We start from the raw sequence: 20,839 nt of genomic DNA, 5'->3' as shown, positions 1-20,839 counted from the left end.
GACACGTGGACGACGAACGACGGACCGCGACGCCTGCCGGACCGCCGCCCGGACCCCCCTCCGGCCCCCGCGACCCGGGCGACGCCTGGGCGTACGGCGCGGACGGCACGAAGGCCTGGGGCCGCTTCGGCGCCGCTGGCCTGCTCGTCGACGACGGACACGGCCGCGTCCTGCTGCAGCACCGCGTCGAGTGGAGCCACCACGGCGGCACCTGGGGCATCCCCGGCGGTGCCCGTCACCAGCACGAGGACCCCGTCACCGCCGCCCTCCGCGAGTCCGCCGAGGAAGCCGGCGTCCCCGACGACGCCGTCGACCTCCGCCACACCGCCGTCCTCGACCTCGGGTTCTGGACGTACACGACCGTGGTGGGGCGCGCCTCCCGGCCCTTCGAACCCGTGATGGCCGACCGCGAGAGCCTCGCCCTGGCCTGGGTCCCCGTCGCCGACGTCGACACGCTCGACCTGCATCCCGGCTTCGGCCGCTCCTGGGCAGCCCTGCGCGCCACCCTCGACCGCACGCCGCACGTCGTCGTCGACGCCGCCAACGTCGTCGGCAGCGTCCCGGACGGATGGTGGAAGGACCGCGTCGGCGCCGCCACCCGACTCGTGGAGCAGGTCCGCGCGCTCGCCGCGGCCGGCGTCCCCGCGACCGCGCTCGACCTGCCGTCGACCGCCTGGTGGCCGCGCTGGACCGTCGTGCTCGAGGGGGAGGCCCGCAGCGCCACCACGGAGCCGGTACCGTCCGCCCCGCGGCCGGGTCTGCCGCCGGTGACGATCGACCGCGCAGCGGCGTCCGGTGACGACGCGGTCGTCGCTGCCGTCGAGGCAGCCGTCGCCGCGGGCGACGTGCCGGTCGTCGTGGTGACCGCCGACCGTGGCCTGCGGGACCGGGTGCACGCGCTCGGTGCCGACGTCCGCGGCCCGGGCTGGTTGCGGGAGCTGCTGCCGGACTGACTCCGACCGGTCCGACTCCGGCCCGTCGCTGTCCCTGGCCGGCCTGATCCTGTCCGGACTGCGCCTTCCGTCTCGCCGACGGCGCGCCGATCGGATGGTCGCCGGTCGGCCGACCCGAGCGTCCGCTCCTGCCGCTACAGTGGCGAGCACGTCGACGACGACGCTCAGGAGGTTCCCCCATGGAACGGATCACCAAGGCCGACGACCGGGTGCACCGGCCTGCCGGGCCGTGGACCCCCACCGTGCACCGCTTGCTGACGCACCTGCACGAGCAGGGCTTCGTCGCGGCCCCCGCCCCGATCGCCCTCGGCGCACAGCTCGAGACCGTGACGTTCGTCCCCGGCGAGGCGGGCGAGTACCCCTGGACCGCGGACGTCGCAAGCGAGGCCGCCCTCGTCACGACCGCACGCCTGCTGCGGCAGTTCCACGACGCTGCCGCCTCGTTCCCGCGTGACGACACGACCGACGTCTGGTCGCAGGCCGAACGGCTGCCGGTCGAGACCATCGTGCACGGCGACTTCGCCCCGTACAACGTCGTCTACGACGGCATCGCGGCGGTCGGCGTGATCGACTTCGACACGGCGCACCCCGGCCCGCGGGTCTGGGACGTCGCCAGTGCCGTGTACCGCTTCGCCCCCTTCACCAGCAGTGTCGACGAGGGCGGGCCCGTGCCCGAGTTCGCCGACCGGGTGACCCGTGCCGCCGAGTTCTGCCGCGCCTACGGCCTGGATGCCCGCTCGCGCAGCGTGCTCGTCGAGACGATGACGTCGAGCCTGGTGGCCCTCGTCACGACGATCGACACCGAGGCCGCGGCGGGCAACCCGAAGTTCGTCAGCGACCTGGCGCACGGGCACGCGGAGCTCTACCGCGCCGACGTCGCCTGGCTCGAGGAGCACGGGGACGCGATCACCGCAGCGCTGGTCTGACCGCACCGGCGTGGTCAGGCCGCAGGGCGGGGTCAGGCGGCACTGCTCAGCAGCCGCCCAGCCCGCTCGCGGCGGACACCGACCCCGTGTCGGGTAGCGTTCCAGGGCCATGACCGACAGCCCGGCCGACGCCACCCCGTACGAAGTCCTCGGCGTCCCCGCGAGCGCCGACGACGAGACCCTCCGCCGTGCCTACCGTCGAGCCGCGCGCGAGAGCCACCCCGACCTCGGCGGCGACGCGCAGCACTTCCGCCGCGTGCAGGTCGCGTGGGAGCTGATCGGCACACCGGCCGCCCGCCGCGCCTACGACACCGGCGCGGTCCGTCCCGGCTCGTCGTCCGCACCGTCCGGGTCGGCGGCCTGGAGGAGCGGTGCCGGTCGCGACGACTACGCACCGCCCACAGCGCGTCGCGACTCCCGCCCCAGGGCCCGGTCGCACGGTCACCCCGGCGGTCGGTCGCGCGAGGTCTTCCTGGCAGCCGAGCGCGAGTGGGTCGGACTCGGCGACCCGATCGCGGACCCCTACGACCCCGCCCTGGTCCGCTCGGCACCGCGGTCCGTCCGCCGGCTGCTCGGCGAGGCACTGGCCGAGGAAGCCACCGCCGCGATCATCGCCGACATGGGCATCGGCGTGACGGTGTGGCACGACCTGGACGCCGGCACCGAGGGCAAGCTCGACCACGCCGTCCTCACCCCGACCGGGCTCTGGGCCGTCGAGTCCATCGACTGGGGTGGTCCGGTGCTGATCGAACACGGCGAGGTGGTCGGCGAGACGCTCGAGCCGGGGGAGCGCCCGGTCAAGGAACTCGTCCGCGCCGCCCGTGCCGTGCAGAAGCAGACCCGGGTGCGCTTCACCGGGCGGCTGCTCGTCGTGCCGGACTCCGCGGTGGACGAGGACGTCGAACTCATCGGCACGCCCCGGAAGCCCACGGCGCTGATCGTCCGACGGAGTGCGCTCGTGCAGGTGCTCGCCGGCAACTGGTCACCCGAGGGCTCGGTCGACGTCTTCGCGATCCGCGACCGCCTGCAGCAGACCGTCCGCTTCGTCTGACCCGTGTGGTCGGCGGTACGCCGGTCAGTACCCGCGGAGCTTCTCGAGGTCGCGGCGCTCCCGCTTGCTCGGACGCCCGGCGCCGCGCTCGCGGATCGGGACGAAGCCGGCCTCCTCGGGAGGGAGACGAGGCGGGGTGTTGTCCACGAGGTGCTTCGCCGCCTCGGTCGCACCGACGCGCTTGAGGATGATGCTCTTCACGACGACGATCCGGTCGAACCCGGCCTGACGCACCCGGACCTCGTCCCCGGGTGCGACCGGCTGCGACGGCTTCGCCCGCTCGCCGTTGACCTTGACGTGCCCGGCCTTGCACGCCGTCGTCGCGGCGGACCGGGTCTTGGTGATCCGGACCGCCCAGATCCAGCTGTCCACCCGGGCCTTGTCCATCCCGCCACCCTAGCCGCGGCGGTCGGGCGGACCCCGGGGCCGTCCCGCCGAGGCACGTGCGCCGTCGACCGTCGGCCGTACCCTCGAGACATGTCCGACGCCGACCGCGATCCCGCCGCCGCCCCGTCGCAGGCCGAGATCGCCCGAGCGCAGGCCCTCGCCGTGCTCGACGCGGCGACGCTCGGTGACCGGCTGGTCGTCCGGGCGCACGACGGCGACGGCGCACGGGACGCCCTCGGCGACCTCACCGACCGCACCCCGGAGACCGTGACCGTCGCCACCCGCCGCGGACTCGTCACCGTCCGTCGCGCCGACGTGGTCGCCGCGAAGCCCGTCCCGCCGCCCCCGTCACCCCGACCGCGCCGGACAGCCGGGTGATCGCTCCGGCCGGCTGATCGCTGCGGCCGGGTGATCGCTCCGGCCCGGCGAGCCGCTGACCCGAGGCCGCGGGCCCGCACGTAGCCTCGCAGCATGCTCGTCCCCGACCCACCCGCCGCCGCTGCCGGGCAGACCGAGGACCGCACCGCCCGCGTCCGCTTCGTCCGCCCGTCCGGTTGGCGCACCGAGGAGACCGCCGGCGCCGACCTCCGGGTCCGCGGCGACGACGTCGTCCTCACCGTCCGTTCCCGTCCGAGCGACCGCGCGATCGGCGACGAGAACGCCTCGCTGCTCGAGCGGCTGCCGGGCTCGGTCGACGGGCTGCTCCTGGTGGGCTGTGACGTCTGGACCACGGCCGGCGCCCCCGCGCGTCTGGTGGAGTACGTCCGTCCCGACGAGGAGGGCGACATCGCCGGCGCGCACCTGCTGCTCGTCACGGGGCGGCACCGCGTGGACCTGACGATCGAACGGCCCCTCGCCCGGATGACCGCCACGGACGACGTCGTCTTCGCCGTCCTCGAGTCGGTCCGGGTCCTCGACCGGGTCACCGCGAGCGGGTCGCGCAGCCTCGAACCGCTGCCGGTGCTGCTCAGCGGATCGACCCTCACCGGCCCGTCGCTCGGTGCCGAGGCCGTCTCGACCCTGCAGAACCTCGCCGGTCGCCGCTGGAACCCCGCGCTCCTCCGGACCGACGGCGGTCGGGAACTCGTCGCCGCCGACCTGGTCGGCCGCTTCGGCACGGTCCCGCCGGACACCGCGGCCGTCCTCGCCCCCTGGGCCGAGGGGGTGCAGCCGACCACGCTCGACCAGCACGACGACGACGGGCGGGTGACGCGCCTCCAGGCCTGGTCCGGCACCGTCGTCGATACCGGTGCCGACGGCCGGTCCGTGGTCGCGTCCGTCCCGCCGGAACGCGTGGTCGGACTGCTGGCCGGGAGGCTCGGCATCCGCCCGACGTGGACCTGGCCGTTCCGCACGTCGGTCCTGCCCGGCGACCTGCTCGACCGACGCCTGGCCGGTGGCGAGTCGACGCCCGACCTGCCCGCTGCCGTGGCCGCGGACGACCCGACCCTGGCCGCGTTCTGGGCGGCCCCGTGGACGGTCTCGGCGCTCGTTCGCCCCGGTCGGACCCGGCCGCTCGTCGTGGTCTCGGCCGAGGGGATCGGCTTCGCCCGGGTCGGCCGGACCGAGGGCGGCACCACGGCCTTCGCGGCCGAGGCGTCGGCGAACGTCTACCGGACGCTCGTCCGCGCGCTGCTCGGCTGAGCGACCCGGACCCTCCTGCTGGCCCGACATCCCCGGACAGCACGATGCCCGCGCCGTGGGGCGCGGGCATCGTGCGGGGGAGTCCGTGTCGTGGACAGATCGGTGCTGCCGGTGGAGTCCGTGTCGTGGACAGACCGGTGTCAGGTCGTCGGGTCAGGCTGCGGGGCCGGCGGTCAGGGTGACGGTGACGGTCTTCGCGGTGCCGTCGCTCGTCGTGTAGCCGATCGAGACCCGGTCGCCGACGTCGTGGCCGCTGATGGTCTTCGTCAGCTGGTCCGAGCTCGTGACCGCGGTGCCGTCGACGCTGGTGATCGTGTCGCCCGCGGCCAGTCCGGCGCTCGCAGCCCCGGAGCCCTCGACGGTGCCGGCGATCGGCACCCCGCTGGTCGTGCCGGTCGCGGTGCTGCTGATCTGCACCCCGAGGAACGCCGGCAGCCCGATCGTGATCGTGCCCGACGAGTCGCCCGCCAGGATCTTGTCCGCGATCGACTTCGCCGTGCTGATCGGGATCGCGAACCCGGTGACGTCGGCCGTCCCCGAGGACGCGGCGGTGGCCATGCCGACGACCTCACCCTCGCTGTCGAGGACCGGGCCGCCGGAGTCGCCCGAGACGACCTGCGCCGCCAGCTGCAGCAGCCCGGTCAGGGACTCGGTGCCGGTGCCGGACTCGCTCTGCACCTGGATGTCCTGGTCGGTGGCGGTCACGGTGCCCGTCGCCGCCACCAGGTCACCGGTGCCCTCGGCGTTGCCGACGTCGGTGATTGCGTCACCGGTCGACGCACCGCCGTCGTCGTCGAGCGTGACGGTCGACAGCCCGGAGGCACCCCGCAGCTTGAGGACCGCGACGTCGTTCGTCGCGTCCGCCCCGACGACGTCGGCGGTGTACTGCTTGCCGGTCGTCTCGTCGGTGACCTCGATCGACGTCGCGCCCTGGATGACGTGGTTGTTCGTCAGGATCGTGCCGTCGGATGTCAGGACCATGCCGGTGCCGGCCGCCTGCTGCGACTGGTCGTAGCCGATCACGGTGTCGATCGTGACGACGCCCTTCTTCTGCGCGGCGGTCGCCGGGGTGGCGGCGGACTCGGAGGTGCTGCCGGTACCGGTGCCGTTGGTGCCGGTGCCCGAGCCGTCGGTGCCCGAGCCGTCGGTGCCCTGGCCCGGGACGGTGAAGCCGTTCGTGCCGCTGCCGTCACCCGTCGTGCCCGAGCCGGTGCCGGTGCCGGAGCCGGTGCCCGGGGTCGTGGTCGTGCCCTGCGACGAGCCCTGGCTGGACGTCGTCGTGGTGTGCACTGACGACAGCCCGAGCGCGGTGCCACCGGCAGCACCGACGATCGCGAGCGCCGCGATGCCCGAGCCGATCGCCAGCGCCAGCTTGCGGGAGCGTCGGTTCGTCCCCGGCGCGGTGCCGAACGCCCCGGTCCAGCCCTGCGGCGCGGCACCGTACTGCCCGCCGTACTGCCCGCCGTACTGGGCGCCGGTCGGGCCGCCCTGCTGCGTCCCGCCGAGTGCCGGGCTGCCGACCAGGTACGGACCGCGCCCGTCGAGGGAGTACGCGTACGGACCGGAGCCGTCGGGTCCGTACAGGTACGGACCGGACCCGTCGAAGGCGTAGGCGGGACGCAGGGACGCCCGGTCCGCGTGCGGCGCCTCCCACGAGGGCAGCTGCTCCTGCCGCTGGGCCTGCTCCGGCTCGCGACGCTCGTCGTCCGGCATGGGGTTCGGGGTCTCGTTCATCGGTGCTCTCCGGTCGTTCCTCGCGGCCCGGTCGGCCGTCGATGGATGTCAGTACAGGCCCCGTTCCCATGACGACCCTATGAACGGACCATGGTGGTGCCGAGCAGCTGCTCGACGCTTGCCGACAACGACGCCACTGCCCCTCGGAGCCGCGCCGGGAGCATCCATTAGGCTCGCCTCACTTCCCATGCGATCCCGATCCGTCGCGCCTCCGGCGCCCGCTCCCGTGTCCCGGTTGGTGCTCGCCACCGTCCTCGCGGTCGTCGTGCTCGCCGCCGCCTGCGCCCTGAGCGTCGCCGTCGGGTCACGTCCGATCCCGCTCGGCGTCGTCGTCGACACGCTCCTGCACCCGGGGCGGACGGACGAGATCGGGCTCATCGTGCTTGGCAACCGCGTGCCCCGGACCGTCGTCGGACTGCTCGCCGGCGCGGCCCTCGGTGTCGCCGGCGCCGTCATGCAGGGGATCACCCGGAACCCGCTGGCCGACCCGAGCATCCTCGGCGTGAACGCCGGTGCTGCGCTCGCGGTCGTCGTCGGCATCGCCGTGTTCGGCATCAGCGGGACCGCCACCTACCTGCCGTTCGCGTTCGCCGGCGCTGCCCTGGCCGCACTGCTCGTCTACGGCATCGCCGCCGTCGCCCGCGGCGGGCTGACCCCGGTCGGGCTCGCCCTGTCCGGCGCCGTCACCGCCGCGGCACTGTCCTCCGTCACGACCGCGGTGCTCGTCACGAACGCCAGCCTGCTCGACCAGCTGCGCTTCTGGCAGGTCGGGGCCCTCGCTGGCAAGGACCTCCGCACCGCCGGCGTCGTCGTGGCCCCGATCGTCGTCGGGCTCGTCATCGCCGTCGGACTCGGCCGTTCGCTCAACACCCTGGCGCTCGGCGACGAGCTGGCGGCGTCGCTCGGGCAGCGCGTGGTGCTCGTCCGGGCGGTCGGCGCGGTCGTGACCGTGCTGCTCGCCGGTTCCGCGGTGGCCGCCGCCGGGCCCATCGCCTTCGTCGGGCTCGCCGTGCCGCACGCCGTTCGCCGGCTGTCCGGTCCCGACCACCGCTGGACGATCCTCCTGTCCGCCGTGGTCGCACCCGCGCTCCTGCTCGTCGCCGACGTCATCGGCCGGGTCGTCGCCTACCCGGGGGAGCTGCAGGTCGGCATCGTCACCGCGCTGATCGGTGCCCCGGTCTTCATCGCGCTGGTCCGTTCCCGGGCGGTGCGCGGACTGTGACGGCGACGACGACCCGGACGGACCCGCCCGTACCGCGGCGCCGGGGGACCCGGCGCCGCGAGGCACTGGTCCTCGTCGGCACCCTCGTCGCGCTGCTCGTCCTGGTCCTCGTCGGCCTGGGCGTCGGTGACATCCCGCTGTCGCCGGTGCAGGTGCTCGGCGCGCTCGTCGGGCATGGCGACACGATCTCGGACTTCGTGCTCGGACAGCTCCGTGGCCCGCGGGTCCTGGCCGCCGTCCTCGTCGGGGCCAGCCTGGGCGCGGCCGGGGCGATCGTGCAGAGCGTCGTCCGCAACCCGATCGCCAGCCCGGACGTCATCGGCATCACCGCCGGGGCCAGTGCCTCGGGCCTCGTCGCCATCGTCCTGTTCGGTGCCTCCGGGGTGCTGCTCTTCGGCGTGGTGCTCGTCGGGGCCGTCGCCGTCGCGGTGCTCATCGCCGCCCTGGCCTGGCGGCGGGGGATCACCGGCAACCGGATCGTCCTGGTCGGCGTCGGTGTCGGCGCGATGGCCCTCAGCGTCACCGGGTGGCTGCTCACCAGCGGCAGCCTGCAGCAGGCGGGCACCGCGCTGCTCTGGCTCTCCGGCAGCCTGAACGCCGTCGACCGCACCGTCGTCGGCGCGCTCCTGGTCGGCTTCCTCGTGCTGATGGCCCTCGCCCTCGTGCAGTCGCCGCGCCTCGCAGTGCTGACCCTCGGCGACGACGTCGCGGCGTCCCTCGGCCTCCGGCCCGACCGGGCGAAGGTGCTGCTCCTGCTCACCGCGGTGCTCCTCACCGCCGGGGCCGTCGCCACCGCCGGACCCGTCGCGTTCGTCGCGCTGATGGCGGCGCCCATCGCCCGGCGGCTCGTCGGCGGCGGACGCATCGCCCTCGGCCCGGCCGCAGCCGTCGGCGCCGTCGTCACCCTCGGCTCCGACCTCGTGGCGCAGTTCGCGCTGCCCGGCGTCACCCTGCCGGTCGGGGTGGTCACCGGAGTCGTCGGAGCGCCCTACCTGCTCTGGCTGCTCGCCCGCGGGCGCTGAGGACCCGCCTGCCGCCTGGCCGCAGCCGGTCGACGGACGTGCACCGCGCCTCCAGGCCGTGTCCAGCCGGCGGTCGGACTCGCCGTGCCGCCCCCCCGGATGCGGGTCTGCGCGCACGCTTGCGGGAACCCGCAGGAGGTGCCCAGAACCCCCCGTCCGAGGGTCCGCACGACGACGCCCGTCGCCGTACCGTCATCGACGACCACCGGACTCCCGACAGCATCCACACCCGACGGCTGCTGGTCCGGTACGAACGAAGGACAGCATGCCCGAACACCTGGACGGTGCCCCGACGCGCCGCCGCCAGTGGGGTGCCGAGCGACGGACCCAGCCGCTCGACACGATCCACGCCCGCCCCTCCGACCGGAAGCTCGTCTCCGGACGCGTCGCCATCATCCTGACCATCGCGTTCTGGCTGGCCTACGTCGTCTACACGGTGATCCGCCAGTTCCTGGACTCCGGCACCGAGAGCTTCCGCTTCACCACCGAGGCCATCTCGTACACGGTCGTCGTCACCTTCCTGACCTTCTCGGCCCTGATGCACCTGGTCGCCCGCCAGGGGGCACTCGAGCGCTTCGCCACCCACGTCCGCGTCCCGCGCGCCGAACTCGACCGGCACTTCGCCGAGGGCCACGAGTCGCCGCTGACCGTCCTCGTGCCGAGCTACGCCGAGGAGCCCGAGGTCGTCGCCACCACGCTGTGGTCCGCCGCCCTGCAGGAGTACCCGGACCTGCGCATCGTGCTGCTCGTCGACGACTCGCCGTTCCCGACCGACCCGGAGACCGCCGCGAAGCTCGAGCGCACCCGCGCCGTCGCCGACACCATCCAGTCGCAGCTGGCCGCGCCGTCCCGCCGGTTCCAGGAGGCCCTGCTCTCCGCCGAGGTCGAGGCCGCGAACGCCCCGCAGGCCTCCGTGGAGGCCGTGCGCACCCTGGTCGCGCACCACCGCTGGGCGGACGCCTGGCTCCGTCGCCACGCCCGCGAACACGGCGTCGCCGACCACGTCGACCAGTTCTTCACCGACCAGGTCCTCGTCGGCCTTGCGGACGAGTTCCGTCTGACGGCCGAGGCGCTCGACGCCGCGATCACCGACGCCGGCACCGCCCAGTCCACCGACGTCAGCTCGGCGCGCGCCGTCGAACTGCAGCGTCGCCTGGCGTGGACCTTCACCGCCGAGATCACCACGTTCGAGCGGAAGCGCTACGCGAACCTCTCGCACGAGGCGAACAAGGCGATGAACCTCAACTCGTACATCGGCCTGCTCGGCGGCGCCTACCGCCACGAGGAGACCGCGTCCGGCACCGTCCTGCGCACCGTCACCGACCCGGCCGACGCCGACCTCGTCGTCCCCGCGTCCGACTACGTCCTGACGCTCGACGCCGACTCGGTGCTGCTCCGCGACTACTGCCTGCGCCTGGTCTACTTCCTCGAGCAGCCCGAGAACGAACGCGTCGCCGTCACCCAGACGCCGTACTCGTCCTTCCGCGGTGCCGCGACCCGCATCGAGCGTCTCGCCGGTGCCACCACCGACATCCAGCACATCCTGCACCAGGGCATGTCGAAGTACGGCGCCACCTTCTGGGTCGGCGCGAACGCGGTCATCCGCACCCGGGCCCTGCGCGACATCGAGGAGACCGAGACCGTCGGCGGCTTCGAGGTGAAGCGCTACGTCCAGGACCGCACCGTCATCGAGGACACCGAGTCGAGCGTCGACCTCGGCATGCACGGCTGGACCCTCGTCAACTACCCGGAGCGCCTGTCCTACAGCGCCACCCCGCCGGACTTCGGCTCCCTGATCGTGCAGCGGCGACGCTGGGCGAACGGCGGCCTGCTCATCCTGCCGAAGTACATCCGCCAGGTGCGCGAGCGCCGGGCCCGCGGGGAGCGCGTCAGCGTCGTCGAGATGGCGCTCCGCGTCAACTACATGGCGTCGATCGCCTGGGGGTCGCTCGGCCTGATCTTCCTGCTGGCCTACCCGTACGACTCGCGGCTGCTCAGCCCGATGGTGCTGCTCGCCGCCCTGCCGTACTTCTGGCTCTTCGCGAGCGACCTCAAGTACTGCGGCTACAAGCGCACCGACATCCTGCGCATCTACGGCTTCAACCTGGTCCTCATGCCGGTGAACGTCGCCGGCGTGCTGAAGAGCGTGCAGCAGGCCCTCACCGCGAAGAAGATCCCGTTCGCCCGCACGCCCAAGGTCAAGGACCGCACTGCCTCGCCGGCGCTCTACGTCCTGGCCCCGTACGCCATGGTGGCCTTCTCGGTCTTCACCTTCGTGCGGGACTTCGGCGCGCAGAACTGGGGCAACGCGGTGTTCGCCGCCTTCAACGCCCTGCTCGCCCTGTACGCCATCACCGCCTACATCGGCCTCTGGAACTCCGTCGTCGACGTCTTCATCTGGGCGACGAAGTGGATGTTCTACGACCCGTCCGCCCGCGCCGCACGCCGTGCAGCGCGGAAGGACGAGCGCGCCACCGCCAAGGCCGTCCGACGCGGACTGGTCCCGGAGGCCGTCCCCGCGACCGAGGACTGGCGCTCGGTGCTCTACTTCGGCCAGCGCGGCACGACCATCCCGGAACACCTCGGGGCCGACCACCTCGGCACCTCCCACCCCGGGACCACCCACCAGATCGGGGCCGGCACCGTCGGTGCCCAGCGCGGCCTGGCCGTGCAGCACGACGAGAAGACGGCGGCCTGACCATGAGCACCACACGACGACTCTCCCCGGTCCGGGTCACCCTGGCCGCCGTGGTCGCCCTCGCGGTCGTCGCCGGCGGGTACGCCGGCGTCGACCGGTGGCAGAGCGCCCAGGCGGCCGAGACGGTGAAGCCCTGGTTCGCCGCCTACACCGACGTCACCGTCACCCCGACGTTCCCGTTCGAGGACGTCAAGTCCGCGAAGGGCCGCGACGTCATGCTGTCCTTCGTGGTGGCCGACCACGACCAGGCCTGCACGCCGACCTGGGGTGCCGCCTACGGCCTCCAGGAAGCGGGGGACCAGCTCGACCTGGACCGCCGCATCGCCCGTCTCGAGCAGCAGAAGGGCGCCGTCGGGGTGTCCTTCGGCGGCCTGGCCAACGACGAGCTCGCCTCGACCTGCACCGACCAGGGCAAGCTCGTGTCGGCGTACCAGAGCGTCGTGGAGCGCTACGACGTCTCCACGGTGGACTTCGACATCGAGAGCGACGACCTGACCAAGGCCGACGCCGGCAAGCGCCGTGCCCAGGCCGTGGCGGAGCTGCAGGAGCAGCGTCGCGGCGCCGGACACCCGCTCGCCGTGTGGCTCACGCTGCCCGCCGCGCCCGGCGGACTGACCGCCGACGGCACCAAGGCCGTGTCGCAGTTCCTCAGCGCCGGGGTCGACCTGGCCGGCGTCAACGCCATGACGATGGACTACGGCGACAGCATGGGCTCGAGCCAGAGCATGTACTCGGCCTCGGTCGAGACCCTGCAGCAGGTGCACCGCCAGCTCGGCATCCTGTACACCCGCGCCGGCACCCCGCTCAGCGACGGCACGCTCTGGCGCAAGGTCGGCGCCACCCCGATGATCGGCCAGAACGACGTGCAGGACGAGGTCTTCTCGATGCGCGACGCGGCGAAGCTCAACGCCTGGGCGCGCCAGACCGGGCTCGGGCGGATGTCGATGTGGTCCCTCAACCGCGACACCACGTGCGGTTCGAACTACGTCAACCTGTCCACCGTGTCGAACTCGTGCTCCGGGGTCGACCAGGACGGCAAGCTGTTCGCCGACGTGCTCGGCAAGGGCTTCAGCGGCGGCATCGTCGCGGCGTCCGGCGACGTGACGACCGCCGAGCCGTCCTCGACCACGCAGCCCTCCGACGACCCGTCGACCAGCCCCTACCCGGTGTGGGACAAGGACTCGGCCTACCTCGAGGGCACCAAGATCGTCTGGCACCGCAACGTCTACGAGGCCAAGTGGTGGACGTCCGGCGACCTGCCCGACGACGCCGTGCTCAGCTCCTACGAGACGCCGTGGCAGCTCGTCGGCCCGGTGTTGCCGGGGGAGAAGCCGGTGGCACCCGTCCAGCTGCCGTCCGGCACCTACCCGGCCTGGTCGGGCACCACGAGCTACGACACCGGCGACCGGGTCCTGTTCGACGGCACGCCGTACCAGGCGAAGTGGTGGAACACCGGCGACAGCCCGGAGGCCTCCACCAGCGACCCCGACGGCTCGCCCTGGACGCGGCTGAAGGACTCCGAGGTGCAGGAGATCCTGCACGACGTGCAGTCCGGCGGGTCGGCGCCGTCCGGCGCCGGTCACTGACCGCAGAGGCGCTGCGGCACGACCCGGCGACGTGCCGGACGGGAGGCTCCCCACCAGCTGGTGGGGAGCCTCCCGTCCGTCCGTGGGAGTCCGCCGCATGTCCCCTGTGCACGGGGCTCTCGCCGAGTGCGTCGTTTCCGATACGCTGGACGACCAAGAGGAGGAGGTCCACGATGCCAGATCCAGTGGTCCCGCAGCCGGGACGCCCGGAAGAGCGGCTGGTCGACACCACGCTGACCTTCAGCATGGAGAACGCCGCGGCGCTCACGCCCGAGGCCGGAGTCACCGCAGAAGAACGCGACGCGATCTCGGCGCTGCCGTCGGGCTCGGCGTTGCTCGTCGTCCGTCGCGGTCCGAACGTGGGTGCGCGGTTCCTCCTCGACTCCGACGTCACGACGGCCGGTCGACACCCCGACGCCAGCATCTTCCTCGACGACGTCACGGTGTCGCGCAAGCACGCCGACTTCGTCCGTCGGGGCACGTCGTTCAGCGTGAAGGACCTCGGCTCGTTGAACGGCACGTACTTCGACGGTGTCCGCATCGACGAAGCACTGCTCGTCGACGGTTCCGAAGTGCAGGTCGGCAAGTTCCGGCTGACGTTCTACGCCTCCCGGGTCGACCTGGCGCGCCTGGCGAACGCGTAGTGGCGCCCCGCTCCGCTGCGGCGCGGGCGGTGTCCCCGGCGCCGGACCTGCTCACGATCGGGCAGGTCCTCGCGCGTCTGAAGCCGGAGTTCCCCGACCTGTCGAGCTCCAAGCTGCGTTTCCTCGAAGAGCGCGAACTCGTCACCCCGATCCGCACCCAGAGCGGCTACCGGAAGTTCTCGCCGGCCGATGTCGACCGACTGCGCATCGTGCTCGGGCTGCAGCGCGACCACTACCTGCCGCTCAAGGTCATCAAGGACTACCTCGCCGACCTCGACGCCGGACGCGAACCGGCCCTGCCGGGCGGTGGTGACGTCCCGCGTCCGTCGATGCTCGGGCGTGAGCGGCGGTACTCCCGCGACGAACTCCAGCGCGCGGCCGGGGCGTCGCCGATGCTCGTCGGTGACGCGGTGTCCGCCTCCCTCATCCCGGCGTCCGACACCTACGGCGAGGACTCGGTCGGTGTGCTGAAGGCCCTGGTCGAGCTGCAGCGCTCCGGCATCGAGCCCCGGCACCTCCGGACCTTCCGCAGCACCGCCGAGCGCGAGGTCGGTCTCATCGAGTCCGCCCTCATGCCGGTGTCCCGCCGTGGGGACGCCACGTCCCGCGCGAAGGCCCTCGAACTCGCCCGGGAGATCGCCGGACACCTCGAGGTCATCCGATCGTCACTCATCCGCGCGGCCATCGGTCGGCTCGACTCGTGAGCGGCCCGGGCGGGTCGGACCCTCGACGGCGGTCGGTGCCGGGGCATATCCTCGACACGCCGGACGCGCCGGTGCGGATGTCCCGCCTCCACGCCGCCCGACTCGCTACCGTGGACCTCGGAACAACTCTCAACCCGCTGTTGAAGCTTCGGGTGGGAGCTCGATCGTCGTGGAAGGCAAGCTGATGAGTGGGAACGATGTCCCCGGTACCCCGTCTGACATGACGCGGTACGACCTCGGGCTGCTGTTCACCGACGGCCTGCCCGAGCACGACGAGCAGAACGGCTACCGCGGCACCGTCGCCGCGAAGGCAGCCGGAATCAGCTACCGCCAGCTCGACTACTGGGCCCGCACCGAACTCGTGCAGCCCACGATCCGCGGCGCTGCCGGTTCCGGCTCGCAGCGGCTCTACGGTTTCCGCGACATCCTCGTCCTCAAGCTCGTGAAGCGCCTGCTCGACACCGGCATCTCGCTGCAGCAGATCCGCACCGCCGTGAACCAGCTCCGCGAAGCCGGCGTGAGCGACCTGGCCCAGACGACCCTGATGTCCGACGGTGCCTCGGTGTACCTGTGCACCTCCGACGACGAGGTCATCGACCTGGTCTCCCGCGGGCAGGGCGTCTTCGGCATCGCCGTGGGCAAGGTCCTGCGCGAGGTCGAGTCCTCCCTGGTCGAGCTCGATGCCACCCCGGCAGAGGACCCGAGCGACGAGCTCGCGGCGCGTCGGGCGACCCGCGCGTCCTGACCGTCCCGGCCGTCGTGGCTGCCGGGTCCGTCCCGGTTCCGACGCCTGCCTGACGGGCGCCGCGCCTCCCGGCCGCGCCCCCGCCGCCGCGCCACGCGCCCCCCGCCGACCGGTCACAAATCGTCGTTCTCGCCGGACTTTGCCGACACTTCGCGACCGCTCGGCGGAACTGAGCGGGGTGTCCTGGCCGCTCGTCGGGGGCCGCCGGGAGCCGCCGGACGGGCCCGACGCGCCCGCGTTCCCTCGCCGACCGGTCACGAATCGTCGTTCGCGCGGGGCACAGCCGACACTTCGTGACCGCTCGGCGGAACTGAGCGGGGTGTCCTGGCCGTTCGTCGCGGGCCGCCGGAGGCCGCCAGCCGGGCCCGACGCGCCCGCGTTCCCTCGCCGACCGGTCACGAATCGTCGTTAGCGCGGGGCACAGCCGACACTTCGTGACCGCTCGGCGGAACTGAGCGGGGTGTTCTGGCCGCTCGGCCACGCGCGCCCCGGGAACGACGAAGGGCCGCCCGCGGGCGACCCTCCGAGCGACGAACGACCGTCAGGCGATCGCGCCCGCACCGTCCGCGTACGGCCCGATCTTGCCCGTACGCATGATGCGCTCGAGCAGCTGGTCGAAGTTCCGCGCCATCTCCTGCGCCGACTCGCCCGGCCAGACGTGCAGCGGCTTCGCGGCACCCTGCGCCTGCTGCAGCGACGTGCGCTCAGGCAGCTGCGGGGAGAGCACGAGCGGCCCGAACATGTCGCGGAGCTCCTTGATGCGGAACTGGTGCTCGAGCGACTGCACGCGGGCGCGGTTCACGATGATGCCGAGGGGCTGGAGGCGCGGCGAGAGACCACGACGAATCTCCTCGATCGCGCGCAGGGCCCGGTCGGCAGCGGCGACGGAGAACAGGCCGGGCTCGGTGACGACGGTCACGCGGTCGGACGCCGCCCAGGCCGTACGGGTCAGCGCGTTCAGCGACGGAGCGCAGTCGATGAGCACCAGGTCGTAGTCGGCCTCGACGTTCGCCAGGGCCTCTTCGAGCTTCCAGATGTCGCGGATCGACGGGTGCGGCCCGTCGAAGTTGATGGCGGAGGGCGACCCGACCATGACGTCGATCTTGCCCTGGGAACCCTTCGTCCAGCCGGACGGCGCGATGGCCTGGCGGACGATCTTCTCCTTCGGGTTCTCGAGGACGTCGGCCACGTTGAGGTGGCCGGTCAGGTTGATGTCGAGGCCCGTGGAGACGTCCGACTGCGGGTCGAGGTCCACCACGAGGGTGCGCAGACCCTTGGCGAACGCCGCCGACGTCAGGCCGAGCGTCACCGTCGTCTTGCCGACACCGCCCTTGAGGGAGCTCACGCTGAGTACATGCACGATGAGCAACGTTACCGCCAGTAAGGTTGTGAGACCTCAACCCGGGCTGAAAGGGACCTCGTGTTCACCAAGATCCTGGTCGCGAACCGTGGCGAGATCGCCATCCGAGCCTTCCGCGCAGCGTACGAGCTCGGTGCCCGGACCGTGGCGGTCTACCCGTACGAAGACCGCAACTCCCTGCACCGGTTGAAGGCCGACGAGGCCTACCTGATCGGCGAACGCGGCCACCCGGTGCGCGCCTACCTGGACGTGTCCGAGATCATCCGGGTCGCCCGCGAGTCGGGGGCAGACGCGATCTACCCGGGCTACGGCTTCCTGTCCGAGAACCCGGAGCTCGCCGCCGCGGCTGCCGCTGCGGGCATCACCTTCATCGGCCCGGGCGAGCACGTGCTCGAGATGGCCGGCAACAAGGTGACGGCGAAGGAGCACGCGATCGCGGCCGGTGTCCCGGTGCTCGCGAGCACCCCGGCCAGCCGCGACGTCGACGAACTCGTGGCCGGTGCCGAGGCGATCGGCTTCCCGGTGTTCGCGAAGGCGGTCGCCGGTGGTGGCGGTCGTGGCATGCGCCGGGTGGAGACCCCGGCCGAACTCCGTCCCGCACTGGAAGAGGCGATGCGGGAGGCCGACAGTGCGTTCGGCGACCCGACGATGTTCCTCGAGATGGCGGTGCTCCGGCCGCGCCACATCGAGGTCCAGATCCTGGCCGACGCGACCGGCACCGACGCCGGCACGATCCACCTGTTCGAGCGGGACTGCTCGGTGCAGCGCCGCAACCAGAAGGTCGTCGAGATCGCCCCGGCGCCGAACCTCGACCCGGAGATCGCCGCAGCACTGCACCGCGACGCCGTGGCCTTCGCCCGGTCGATCGGGTACGTCAACGCCGGCACGGTCGAGTTCCTGCTCGACACCGTGGGGGAGCGCGCCGGCCAGCACGTCTTCATCGAGATGAACCCGCGCATCCAGGTCGAGCACACGGTGACCGAAGAGGTCACCGACGTCGACCTCGTCCAGTCGCAGATGCGGATCGCCGCGGGGGAGACCCTCGCCGACCTCGGGCTGTCCCAGGACTCGGTCTCGGTGCACGGTGCCGCGCTGCAGACGCGCATCACGACCGAGGACCCGAACCAGGGCTTCCGTCCCGACACCGGCCGCATCACCACCTACCGCAGCCCGGGTGGCGCCGGCGTGCGGCTCGACGGCGGCACGGTCGCCACGGGTGCGCAGATCAGCCCGCACTTCGACTCGATGCTCGCGAAGATGACGTGCCGCGGTCGGGACTTCCCGGCGGCCGTCGCCCGCGCGCGTCGTGCCCTCGCCGAGTTCCGGATCCGCGGCGTCAGCACGAACATCCCGTTCCTGCAGGCCGTCCTCGAGGACCCGGACTTCGCCCGCGGTGACGTCTCCACGGCGTTCATCGGCGAACGTCCGCAGCTGTTCGACGGGCACGTGTCGAAGGACCGCGGCACGAAGGTCCTCAACTGGCTCGCCGACGTCACGGTGAACAAGCCGAACGGCTCGCCCGCAGCGCACGTCGTCGACCCGGCGTCGAAGCTGCCGGCCGTCGACCTCGGCGCCCCGGTCCCCGAGGGGCAGCGTGACCTGTTGCTCCGCGTCGGCCCGGCCGAGTGGGCCCGGTCGCTCCGCGCACAGACCGCGCTGGCCGTCACCGAGACCACGATGCGGGACGCGCACCAGTCGCTCCTCGCCACGCGGGTCCGCACGAAGGACCTCGTCGCGGTCGCGCCGCACGTCGCGCGGCTCACCCCGCAGCTGCTCAGCGTCGAGGCCTGGGGTGGCGCGACCTACGACGTGGCCCTCCGGTTCCTCGGCGAGGACCCGTGGGAGCGTCTGACCTCGCTGCGTCAGGCGATGCCGAACATCCCGATCCAGATGCTGCTGCGCGGCCGCAACACGGTCGGTTACACGCCGTACCCGACCGAGGTGACGGACGCGTTCGTCGCCGAGGCCGCCGCGACCGGCGTCGACGTCTTCCGGGTCTTCGACGCGCTGAACGACGTCAGTCAGCTGCGTCCCGCCCTGGAGGCCGTGCTCGCCACCGGCACGGCCGTCGCGGAAGCAGCGCTCTGCTACACGGGCGACCTCCTCGACCCGGCCGAGGACCTCTACACGCTCGACTACTACCTGCGGCTCGCCGAGCAGATGGTCGACGCCGGCGCGCACGTCATCGGCATCAAGGACATGGCCGGGCTCCTCCGCGCCGGTGCGGCCGAGAAGCTCGTCGCCGCGCTGCGCGAACGGTTCGACCAGCCGGTGCACGTGCACACGCACGACACCGCGGGCGGGCAGCTCGCGACCCTCCTGGCGGCCTCCCGTGCCGGTGCGGACGCGGTGGACGTGGCCGCGGCACCGATGGCCGGCACCACCAGCCAGCCGAGCATGTCGGCGCTGGTCGCCGCCCTCGCTCACACCGAGCGGGACACCGGCATCGACCTCGGTGCCGTCGGCGACCTCGAGCCCTACTGGGAAGCCGTCCGCCGCGTGTACGCGCCGTTCGAGTCCGGGCTCGCGGGCCCGACCGGCCGCGTGTACAAGCACGAGATCCCCGGCGGGCAGCTGTCGAACCTCCGTCAGCAGGCCATCGCCCTCGGCCTCGGCGACCGTTTCGAGCAGGTCGAGGACTGGTACGCCGAGGCGAACCGGATCCTCGGACGCCCGCCGAAGGTCACCCCGTCGTCGAAGGTCGTCGGCGACCTCGCCCTGCAGCTCGCGGCGGTGAACGCCGATCCGGCGGACTTCGAGCAGCACCCGGAGAAGTACGACGTGCCGGACTCGGTGGTCGGCTTCATGGCGGGCGAGCTCGGTGACCTGCCGGGCGGCTGGCCGGAGCCGTTCCGCTCGAAGGTCCTGGCCGGGCGCGACGTCCGGATCGAGGTCACCCCGGTGCCGGAGCACGAGCGCGCCGCCCTCGACACCCCGGGCACCGTGCGGCAGCAGGCCCTGAACCGCCTGCTGTTCGAGCAGCCCACCCGCCAGTTCCAGCAGGTCCGTGACGAGTACGGCGACCTGTCCGTCGTGCCGACCGTCGACTACCTCTACGGCCTCCGCGCCGGCGAGGAGCACGTCGTGCCGCTCGGCAAGGGCGTGAACCTTCTCGTCGGGCTCGAGGCGATCGGCGAGGTCGACGCCCGGGGCATCCGGACCGTGATGGCGACCATGAACGGACAGCTCCGGCCGGTGGCCGTGCGTGACCGTTCGGTCGTCGTCGAGACCAAGGCCGCCGAGAAGGCGGACCGGTCCGACCCGAAGCACGTCGCCGCCCCGTTCTCCGGGGTCGTGACGCTCAAGGTCGCCGTCGGTGACGTCGTCGAGGCCGGTCAGGCCGTGGCGAGCATCGAGGCGATGAAGATGGAAGCGGCCATCACGGCACCCGTCGCGGGGACCGTCGGCCGTCTCGCGATCCCGGTGACCCAGCAGGTGGACGCCGGCGACCTCTTGGTGGTGCTGCAGTAACGTGACCGTCCGTCCCATCCGCCTGTTCGGCGACCCCGTCCTCCGTTCGCCCGCCGACCCGGTCCGCATCGGTTCCGACGGTGTCCGCGAACTCGTGCAGGACCTCATCGACACCGTCAAGGAGCCCGGCCGCGCCGGCGTGGCCGCGCCGCAGATCGGGGTCGGCCTCCGCGCGTTCTCGTACAACGTCGACGGCGAGGTCGGGTACGTCCTCAACCCCGAGGTCGTCGAGACCGCCGGCGAGCCCGAGCTGATGGACGAGGGGTGTCTGTCGGTGCCCGGTCTGGCGTACCCGACGAAGCGCTTCCCGTACGCCAAGGTGCGTGGCGTGGACGTCGACGGCGAACCGGTGGAGCTCGAGGGCACCGGGCTGATGGCCGAGGCCCTGCAGCACGAGTGCGACCACCTGGACGGCACCGTCTACGTGATGACCCTCGACCCCGAGACCCGTCGGCAGGCGCTCCGGGACATCCGCGCGCAGGACTGGTTCCACTAGCGGCTGCGATGACCTTCAGTGAGCTGGCCCGCGCGCCGCGTACCGTCCTCCTTCCGCTGCCGCCGACCGCGTCGTAGGCTCCGCTCGACGACCTCGTGCGCTCCCGACGTGCCGACCCCGGACCGGGTCGGAACGGCCCGGTCGTCCGCGACGCCGGCGTGCCCCGACCACAGGGCCCCGGACGACCAGGCAGGGG

The 20,839-nt window shown here is 72.8% G+C and carries 17 protein-coding genes; 14 read left to right on the top strand and 3 right to left on the bottom strand.

What is annotated here, in order from left to right; all coding sequences use genetic code 11:
• Positions 1 to 5: 5 nt before the first annotated feature.
• The 3 genes from QL987_RS10470 to QL987_RS10460 all read left to right on the top strand — a co-directional run bounded on the left by QL987_RS10470 (position 6) and on the right by QL987_RS10460 (position 2,930).
• Positions 6 to 953, top strand: coding sequence for an NUDIX hydrolase (locus QL987_RS10470; protein ID WP_290157589.1), 948 nt, complete (start codon positions 6 to 8; stop codon positions 951 to 953).
• A 179-nt stretch (positions 954 to 1,132) separates the two neighbouring features.
• Positions 1,133 to 1,879 (top strand): aminoglycoside phosphotransferase family protein, encoded by a 747-nt coding sequence (locus QL987_RS10465; protein WP_221851597.1) that lies wholly within the window; start codon positions 1,133 to 1,135, stop codon positions 1,877 to 1,879.
• Positions 1,880 to 1,988: 109 nt separating this feature from the next.
• Positions 1,989 to 2,930 carry a DnaJ domain-containing protein gene (locus QL987_RS10460; RefSeq protein WP_290157587.1) on the top strand — a complete coding sequence of 314 codons (942 nt, stop codon included), beginning with the start codon at positions 1,989 to 1,991 and terminating at the stop codon, positions 2,928 to 2,930.
• A gap of 24 nt (positions 2,931 to 2,954) precedes the next feature.
• Here QL987_RS10460 and QL987_RS10455 read toward each other — a convergent pair whose 3' ends face one another.
• The gene (locus QL987_RS10455; RefSeq protein WP_221851592.1) at positions 2,955 to 3,317 is read right to left on the bottom strand and encodes an RNA-binding S4 domain-containing protein; all 363 of its coding nucleotides are present in this window, start codon (positions 3,315 to 3,317) and stop codon (positions 2,955 to 2,957) included.
• Between the two features lie 90 nt (positions 3,318 to 3,407).
• Here QL987_RS10455 and QL987_RS10450 point away from each other — a divergent pair, with 90 nt between their 5' ends.
• Together QL987_RS10450 and QL987_RS10445 are read left to right on the top strand one after the other, a co-directional pair.
• The gene (locus tag QL987_RS10450; protein ID WP_290157585.1) at positions 3,408 to 3,695 is read left to right on the top strand and encodes a hypothetical protein; all 288 of its coding nucleotides are present in this window, start codon (positions 3,408 to 3,410) and stop codon (positions 3,693 to 3,695) included.
• Between the two features lie 93 nt (positions 3,696 to 3,788).
• Entirely contained in the window at positions 3,789 to 4,961 is a 1,173-nt protein-coding gene (locus QL987_RS10445; protein WP_290157584.1) for a hypothetical protein, read from the top strand.
• Between the two features lie 153 nt (positions 4,962 to 5,114).
• Here the strand turns inward: QL987_RS10445 and QL987_RS10440 are convergent, their stop codons facing one another.
• The gene (locus tag QL987_RS10440) at positions 5,115 to 6,695 is read right to left on the bottom strand and encodes a trypsin-like peptidase domain-containing protein (protein WP_290157583.1); all 1,581 of its coding nucleotides are present in this window, start codon (positions 6,693 to 6,695) and stop codon (positions 5,115 to 5,117) included.
• A gap of 187 nt (positions 6,696 to 6,882) precedes the next feature.
• Between QL987_RS10440 and QL987_RS10435 the strand changes: the two genes are divergently transcribed.
• The 7 genes from QL987_RS10435 (at position 6,883) to QL987_RS10405 (ending at position 15,316) form a co-directional block, all read left to right on the top strand.
• Positions 6,883 to 7,917, top strand: a complete 1,035-nt coding sequence (locus QL987_RS10435) for an iron chelate uptake ABC transporter family permease subunit (RefSeq protein WP_290157582.1) — start codon at positions 6,883 to 6,885, stop codon at positions 7,915 to 7,917.
• Entirely contained in the window at positions 7,914 to 8,939 is a 1,026-nt protein-coding gene (locus tag QL987_RS10430; RefSeq protein WP_290157581.1) for an iron chelate uptake ABC transporter family permease subunit, read from the top strand. The genes QL987_RS10435 and QL987_RS10430 overlap by 4 nt, the downstream gene beginning before the upstream one ends.
• 265 nt (positions 8,940 to 9,204) lie before the next feature.
• Positions 9,205 to 11,637, top strand: coding sequence for a glycosyltransferase family 2 protein (locus QL987_RS10425; protein WP_290157579.1), 2,433 nt, complete (start codon positions 9,205 to 9,207; stop codon positions 11,635 to 11,637).
• A gap of 2 nt (positions 11,638 to 11,639) precedes the next feature.
• Positions 11,640 to 13,223, top strand: a complete 1,584-nt coding sequence (locus tag QL987_RS10420) for a carbohydrate-binding protein (RefSeq protein WP_290157577.1) — start codon at positions 11,640 to 11,642, stop codon at positions 13,221 to 13,223.
• Positions 13,224 to 13,468: 245 nt separating this feature from the next.
• The gene (locus QL987_RS10415) at positions 13,469 to 13,867 is read left to right on the top strand and encodes an FHA domain-containing protein (RefSeq protein WP_253467865.1); all 399 of its coding nucleotides are present in this window, start codon (positions 13,469 to 13,471) and stop codon (positions 13,865 to 13,867) included.
• On the top strand, positions 13,867 to 14,571 hold the full coding sequence (locus tag QL987_RS10410; protein ID WP_290157575.1) for a MerR family transcriptional regulator: 705 nt from the start codon (positions 13,867 to 13,869) through the stop codon (positions 14,569 to 14,571). Before QL987_RS10415 ends, QL987_RS10410 begins: the two co-directional genes overlap by 1 nt.
• Before the next feature lie 184 nt (positions 14,572 to 14,755).
• Positions 14,756 to 15,316, top strand: a complete 561-nt coding sequence (locus QL987_RS10405) for a MerR family transcriptional regulator (RefSeq protein WP_110825505.1) — start codon at positions 14,756 to 14,758, stop codon at positions 15,314 to 15,316.
• Between the two features lie 541 nt (positions 15,317 to 15,857).
• Here the strand turns inward: QL987_RS10405 and QL987_RS10400 are convergent.
• Complete coding sequence (locus QL987_RS10400; RefSeq protein WP_111075060.1) at positions 15,858 to 16,676, bottom strand: ParA family protein; 819 nt, start codon at positions 16,674 to 16,676, stop codon at positions 15,858 to 15,860.
• Positions 16,677 to 16,736: 60 nt separating this feature from the next.
• Here QL987_RS10400 and QL987_RS10395 point away from each other — a divergent pair, with 60 nt between their 5' ends.
• Positions 16,737 to 20,147, top strand: a complete 3,411-nt coding sequence (locus tag QL987_RS10395; RefSeq protein ID WP_290157573.1) for a pyruvate carboxylase — start codon at positions 16,737 to 16,739, stop codon at positions 20,145 to 20,147.
• 1 nt (position 20,148) lies between these two features.
• Positions 20,149 to 20,643, top strand: coding sequence for a peptide deformylase (def, locus tag QL987_RS10390; RefSeq protein ID WP_111075062.1), 495 nt, complete (start codon positions 20,149 to 20,151; stop codon positions 20,641 to 20,643).
• Positions 20,644 to 20,839: the final 196 nt, after the last annotated feature.

The sequence above is a fragment of the Curtobacterium sp. APC 4022 genome (assembly GCF_030407555.1).
Classification (GTDB): domain Bacteria; phylum Actinomycetota; class Actinomycetes; order Actinomycetales; family Microbacteriaceae; genus Curtobacterium.
Note: the sequence above shows the minus strand (reverse complement) of the source record. Positions and strands in the feature narration are given on the sequence as shown.